Below are 7,590 nucleotides of genomic sequence, written 5' to 3'. Positions count from 1 at the left end.
CGTAACTTGATGTAAGGGCTTGTATATAATATACCGTTTATGTTTATATTTTATATAAGAAAACGAAGAAAACATATAATTACTTAGGAGGTATAAAGGTGTACAAGAAAGTATCCACTGATCTTAATTTTAGAGATCGTGAAAAAGAAGTTCTGAATTTTTGGAATGAAAATGATATTTTTAAGAAGAGTATAGAATTAAGGAAGGATGGACCTACTTATACTTTTTATGATGGACCACCAACAGCTAATGGTAAGCCTCATATTGGACATGTTCTAACAAGGGTTATCAAAGACTTGATACCTAGATACAGAACTATGAAAGGTTATAAAGTTCTTAGAAAAGCTGGTTGGGATACTCATGGATTACCAGTAGAATTAGAGGTAGAAAAACTATTAGGTCTTGATGGAAAAGAGCAGATAGAAGAATATGGTCTTGAACCTTTTATCGAAAAATGTAAAGAAAGTGTTTGGAAATATAAAGGCATGTGGGAAGATTTCAGTGGGACTGTTGGATTCTGGGCTGATATGGATGATCCATATGTAACTTATCACAATGAATATATTGAATCTGTATGGTGGATTCTAAAACAAATCTGGGAAAAAGATTTATTATACAAAGGACATAAGATTGTTCCTTATTGTCCACGTTGTGGAACACCACTTTCAAGCCATGAAGTGGCACAAGGTTACAAAGATGTAAAAGAAAAATCTGTAATAGCTAAGTTTAGAGTTAAAGGGGAAGATAATGTTTATATATTAGCATGGACAACTACACCTTGGACATTACCTTCTAACGTAGCTTTATCAGTAAATCCTAGAGAAACATATATCAAGGCAAAAGTAAAAGATGAATATTTTATCTTAGCGGAAGCTTTAGCAACAAAAGTACTTGGAGAAGAATATGAAGTAGTTGAGACTTATAAAGGTAAAGACCTTGAATATACAGAGTATGTACCACTATTTGATTTCGCTTCACCTGACAAAAAAGCTCATTATATAGCTTGTGCAGATTATGTTACATTGACTGATGGTACTGGTGTTGTTCATACTGCTCCAGCTTTTGGTGAAGATGATGCTGTAGTTGGAAGAAATTATGATTTACCATTTGTTCAATTAGTTGATGAGCAAGGTGAATTTGTTGAAGCTGTTACTCCTTGGAAAGGTATGTTTGTCAAGAAAGCAGACCCATTAATCATTGATTATCTAGATGAAAAAGGTTTATTATTTACTGCACTTGATTTTGAACATTCATATCCTTATTGTTGGAGATGTGACACTCCACTTCTATACTATGCTAGAGATACATGGTTCATCAAAATGACAGAAGTGAGAGACAGATTAATCAAAAACAATGACCAGATTAACTGGTTACCAGAATCAATTGGAACCAAGAGATTTGGAAACTGGTTAGAAAATGTTATGGACTGGGGATTAAGCCGTGACAGATATTGGGGAACTCCTCTTAATATCTGGGAATGTGAATGCGGTCACCGTCATGCAATCGGAAGTATAGAAGAGCTTAAAAGCATGAGTGACAATTGTCCAGATGATATAGAGCTTCACAGACCATATATTGATGATGTGCTTATCAATTGTCCAAAATGTAATAAGAAAATGAAGAGAGTTTCGCCAGTAATTGACTGTTGGTTTGACTCAGGTTCAATGCCTTATGCTCAATGGCATTACCCATTTGAAAATAAAGAGATATTTGAAGATAACTTCCCAGCTAATTTTATTAGTGAAGCTGTTGACCAAACAAGAGGCTGGTTCTATTCATTGTTAGCAATATCAACATTACTATTTGATAAGCCAGCATTCAAGAATGTAATAGTACTTGGACTTGTTCAAGACGAAAATGGTCAGAAAATGTCCAAATCCAAAGGAAATGCTGTAGACCCATTTGAAGCTTTAGACAAGCACGGTGCTGATGCAGTAAGATGGTATTTCTATAACAACAGTGCTCCTTGGTTACCTAACAAATTCTATGATAATGCAGTTATAGAAGGTCAACGTAAATTCATGGGAACATTCTGGAATACTTATGCATTCTATGTGTTATACGCTAACATTGATGAATTTGACCCTACCAAGTATGAACTTGAATATGATAAATTATCATTAATGGATAAATGGTTGTTATCAAAATTAAATACACTTATCAAGACAGTAGATACTAATCTTGATAATTATTTAATTACAGAATCCTCAAGAGCATTGATGGAATTTGTTGATGACCTTAGTAACTGGTATGTAAGAAGAAGTAGAGAAAGATTCTGGCAAAAAGATATGCCACAAGATAAAATTAATGCCTATATGACATTATATACTGCTCTTACAACCTTAGCTAAGATTTCTGCTCCATTCGTACCATTCATGGCAGAAGAAATCTATAGAAATCTCGAGTACAATTTCAATAAGAAAGCTCCTGAAAGTGTGCATTTATGTAACTTCCCAGTTGCTAATGAAAAAATTATTGACTTGGAACTTGAGAAAAACATGGAATTAGTATTAAAGATAGTTGTAAGCGGAAGAGCTTGTAGAAACAGTGCTGACATCAAGAATAGACAACCTATAGGTAAGATGTATGTGAAATCTTCATTCAACCTACCTGAATTATATAAAGACATTGTTTCAGAAGAGCTTAATATAAAAGAAGTATTATTTACTGATGATGTAAGAGAATTTACAACCTATAACTTCAAACCACAGCTTAAGACAGTAGGTCCAAAATACGGTAGACTATTAAATCAAATCAGAACATTGCTTCAAGATGGTGACGGTAATAAGATGATGGACGAATTAAAAGCAGAAGGTGCTTTGAAATTTGATATAGATGGTACTGTTGTAGAACTTGCTGAAGAAGATTTATTAATTGAATCAACTAAAAAAACTGGTTATGAATCTAATACAGATAAAGATGTAACAGTTGTTATTGATACTAACTTATCTGAAGAACTTATTGAAGAAGGTCTTGTTAGAGAAATTATAAGTAAGATTCAAACTATGAGAAAAGAAGCTGATTTTGAAGTAACAGACCATATTAAGATATACGTTGATGATAATGATAAATTAATAGATATCGTAAATAAAAATAAAAAACAAATTTTATCAGAAACATTAGCAGATATTCTTAATGTAGGTAAGAATGAAAATGTTTACTCAAAAGAATGGAAAATAAATAGTGAAAAAGTATATTTAGCTGTAGAAAAAAATAATTAAATTTAAATAAAAAGTATAAATATTAAAAGGCTGTTAAAAGAGAATTTTTTTAACAGCCTTTTAGATAAATTATTTATGGAGATGAATATCTAATTTTATCCATTTTGAACTTGTTATAAAGTATTAGAAAAAATTATGAACAGAGGGAAGAATAATGATTATTAATAAAAATTGCAAAGAAAATAGAGCCATAATAGATTATTTGGAAGGTTATTTGAATGGGAAGAATGAGCCAAATTTACCCCAAAATATATCTAAGAAAAAAAATCAAGCAATATTAAATTTGATTGAGGTATTAATCGAAAACGATGAAAATGTAGCTATTCAACTTAATAAACTTCTTAACCAATCTATTAGGTTGAGTAATTTTGATGTAACTATGACCTACATATCAAATCATTTAAAATATTTTTCTAGTGAATTAGCTGATAATAGTCAATCCAATATGTCTATGGTAGAAGAAATAACAGCTAGTATGAACGAAGTAGAAGGAGCAATTAAACAACAAACATATACAATGAAAGAATTAAATAAACAGTCCAATGAATTGATTAAAGTTAATAATCAAAATATGGCTCAATTAAGTGAAATTAATCAAATAAAAAACCACGTTGTGAAAGATGCAAAGGATTTATCCGAGAAAATAGGCATTTTAGAATCATATTCAGATGAGGTTGACGAGATTGTAAATGGTGTGGCCATGATAGCAGATCAAACTAATCTATTAGCTTTAAATGCTAGTATTGAAGCTGCACGAGCAGGAGAACAAGGAAGAGGTTTTGCTGTGGTAGCGGAAGAGATACGTAAGTTAGCGGAGGATACTAAGTCAAAATTAAGCAATATGACAAATTTTATGGAAGGTATTCGCAGTAATGCAAGAGCATGTCGTTTAAGTGTTGATCATACTATAAATTCTACAAATGATATATCTACACAATTAGATGAAATAAATCAAGCTTTTGGGAATAATGTTAAAAAATTAGATAAAACAGTTAATAGCATTGGTGAATTCTCAGAAATTATGGAACAGATTAATTCAGCGTCAGAAGATATAGCAGCAGCTATGCAAATGGTAGCCACAGATTCTGATAGTATTTCTAATATGGCATCCAAGATTTCGGATGATTCAGAAGCAGCATTTGAATTAGCAAAAAACACTAAAGATATAGATGTAGAGATTACAAAAGTTGTAAATGATTTAACAGAAGTTGTTAATAATAGTTTGACCCCTATTTCAAATGAAGAAATTAAAATGCGTATTCTTCAAGCAATAGAAAGCCATAATAAGTGGCTTGAATTATTAAAAAATATGGCAAACACTATGGAGATTAAGGCTATTCAAAAAGATGACAAAAGATGTTCTTTTGGACATTTTTATCATTCTTTAAAAGTAGAAAATCCAATCATTAGAGATATATGGGAAAAAATAGACAATTTACATCATGCATTACACCAAAAAGCTTTTGACGTGATAGCTGCTATTGAAGAAAATAATCAGAATAAAGCTTATAATGATTATAAAGAAGCAGAATCTTATTCTGTAACTTTTAAAAAATATTTCAATGAAGTACTACAAAAAATCAGTCTACTAAATGATAATGGAGAAGAAGTTTTTCAAAGAAATTTCAGTAATCAAAATTAAATAAAGATACTAGATGTACTATTTAATGCATATAAAAACATTATTAAATTGACTTCCTAACTTGGAAGTTTATTTTTTTACTAAATTATAAGTAAAAAAACATAATCTTAGGCATAATATGTAAAAGAAGATATGGTATATTACTGAAAGGATTGATGTTAATGAATAGATTAGATGTTACTGTAGAAGACTTGAAAGAAGCTGTCCTTGAAAATATAAAGAATCAATTTAGAAAAACTATTGATCAAGCGTCAAAAGAACAAATATTTGCAGCTCTAGCCTTTGCAGTAAGAGATATTATTATAGACCAATGGATTGAAACCCATAAAACTTATGATGAGAAGGACCCTAAGACTGTATATTATTTATCCATGGAGTTTCTTATGGGAAGAGCACTTGGAAATAACATAATTAATATGAAAGTAGATGATGTTGTAAAAAAAGTGTGTGATGAATTGGAGCTTGACTTGAATATCATAGAAGATATGGAGCCTGACCCAGGACTTGGAAATGGAGGGCTTGGAAGATTAGCTGCATGCTTTTTAGATTCTTTATCTACCTTGGAATATCCTGCATATGGTTGTGGTATTCGTTATCGTTATGGGATATTCGAGCAGAAAATAATAGATGGATATCAAGTTGAAAGACCAGATGAATGGCTTAAAAATGGAAACCCATTTGAAGTTAGAAGAGATGAATATGGTGTAGAAGTCAAATTCCTTGGAAGTGTAAGAGTATTAAAAACAGCTAATGGAAGAGATAAGTTCGTACAAGAAAATTATCAATCAGTAAAAGCCATACCTTATGACATACCCATAGTAGGTTATGACAATAATACAGTCAATACCTTAAGATTATGGGATGCAGAAGCGATTGTAGGTTTTGACCTAGAATCTTTTGACAGAGGAGAATATCACAAGGCAGTAGAACAACAAAACCTAGCCAAATCAATTGTGGAAGTACTATATCCTAATGACAATCATTATATGGGTAAAGAACTTAGATTGAAACAACAGTACTTTTTTATATCAGCCACAGTGCAGCAAGTCATCAATAAATTCAAACAAAAACATAACGATATAAGGGAGTTACCAGAAAAAATAGCATTTCATATCAATGATACACATCCATCTCTAACTATACCCGAATTAATGAGAGTTTTGTTGGATGAAGAAGAGTTAGAATGGGAAGAAGCTTGGGATATTACAACAAAAACTTGTGCTTATACGAATCATACAATAATGAGTGAAGCACTTGAAAAATGGCCTATAGAATTATTAAGCAGATTATTACCTAGGATATATATGATTATTGAAGAGATTAGCAGGAGATTCTGTCTAAGGCTTGTAGATGAATTTCATTTAAGTAAGGAACGCATTCATAATATGTCCATAATCATGGATGGGCAAATCAAAATGGCTTGGATGTGTATCGTCGGAAGTCACTCTGTCAATGGTGTTGCTATGCTTCATACAAAAATATTGAAAAATGAAGAGCTAAAAGATTTTTACGAAATTTATCCAGATAAATTCAATAATAAAACAAATGGTATAACTCAAAGAAGATTTTTACTAGAAGCAAACCCAAAATTAGCAGATTTTGTTACAGGTCTAATAGGAGACAAATGGATAACTTATTTGCCACATATTAAAAAGCTGGAAAAATATACTGATAGCGAACAAGAACAAAAAGAATTCATGAAAATAAAGTATGAGAATAAAGTACGCCTAGCTGAATATATAAAAGAACATAATAATATTGAGATAGATCCTAGGTCCATATTTGATGTACAGATTAAGAGATTACATGAATATAAACGACAGTTGATGAATATTCTACACGTAATGCATCTGTACAATGAATTATTGGAAAATCCGGATCTTGATATGATACCTAGAACCTTTATATTTGGAGCAAAAGCAGCACCTGGATATACAAGAGCAAAACTAATAATAAAACTTATAAATAATGTAGCTGATGTTATTAATAATGATATAAATATAAAAAATAAGATTAAAGTAGTTTTTATAGAAAATTATAATGTCTCTAATGCTGAAATAATTATTGCAGCAGCAGATGTTAGTGAACAGATATCCACAGCTAGTAAGGAAGCTTCCGGAACAGGAAATATGAAGCTTATGCTTAATGGAGCTGTAACTCTAGGAACTATGGATGGAGCAAATATAGAGATAGTAGAGGAAGTGGGCAGAGATAATTGCTTCATATTTGGGTTATCTTCAGAAGAAGTCATTAAGCTTCAACATGATGATTCCTATAATCCTTGGGATTTATATAATAATAATGCTGACATCAGGAAAGTTGTTACTCAATTGATTAATGGTTTCTATGCACCTGATGACCCTGATTTGTTCAGAGAAATCTATGATTCTCTGCTTAATGGAGATGGAGGCAGACCTGACCCATATTTCATATTAAAAGATTTTCATAGCTACAAAGAAGCTCATAAGAAAATTGATATCGCTTATGCTAATCAAAGTAGGTGGGCTAAGATGGTAATGCTTAATACGGCTAACAGCGGTAAATTTTCATCAGATAGAACTATAGAACAATATGCTAAGGAAATATGGAATCTCGAAAAAACTACAGTTGTCATGGACTAATTAATTTGAATATACCCTCATAATAATATAATAATTAGCATATAAATGTTATTGAGATTAATATGAAAAGTAAAAAAGCTAAGCTTTATACAAGATATTGTAATAA

Annotated in this window: 3 protein-coding genes; all 3 read left to right on the top strand. The window is 31.1% G+C overall.

Translation table 11 applies throughout. The annotated features are described in order from the left end of the window. Nucleotides 1–98 precede the first annotated feature (98 nt). The 3 genes from ileS to AACQ14_RS23295 all read left to right on the top strand — a co-directional run bounded on the left by ileS (nucleotide 99) and on the right by AACQ14_RS23295 (nucleotide 7,484). Entirely contained in the window at nucleotides 99–3,221 is a 3,123-nt protein-coding gene (ileS, locus tag AACQ14_RS23305) for an isoleucine--tRNA ligase (RefSeq protein ID WP_339365946.1), read from the top strand. 154 nt (nucleotides 3,222–3,375) lie between these two features. Continuing rightward, a complete protein-coding gene (locus AACQ14_RS23300; protein WP_339365945.1) occupies nucleotides 3,376–4,863 on the top strand; it encodes a methyl-accepting chemotaxis protein in 1,488 nt (495 codons plus the stop codon). Between the two features lie 161 nt (nucleotides 4,864–5,024). Beyond that, complete coding sequence (locus AACQ14_RS23295) at nucleotides 5,025–7,484, top strand: glycogen/starch/alpha-glucan phosphorylase (RefSeq protein WP_339365944.1); 2,460 nt, start codon at nucleotides 5,025–5,027, stop codon at nucleotides 7,482–7,484. Nucleotides 7,485–7,590 lie beyond the last annotated feature (106 nt).

The sequence above is a fragment of the Vallitalea maricola genome, from assembly GCF_036985595.1.
Taxonomy (GTDB): domain Bacteria; phylum Bacillota; class Clostridia; order Lachnospirales; family Vallitaleaceae; genus Vallitalea; species Vallitalea maricola.
Note: the sequence above shows the minus strand (reverse complement) of the source record. Positions and strands in the feature narration are given on the sequence as shown.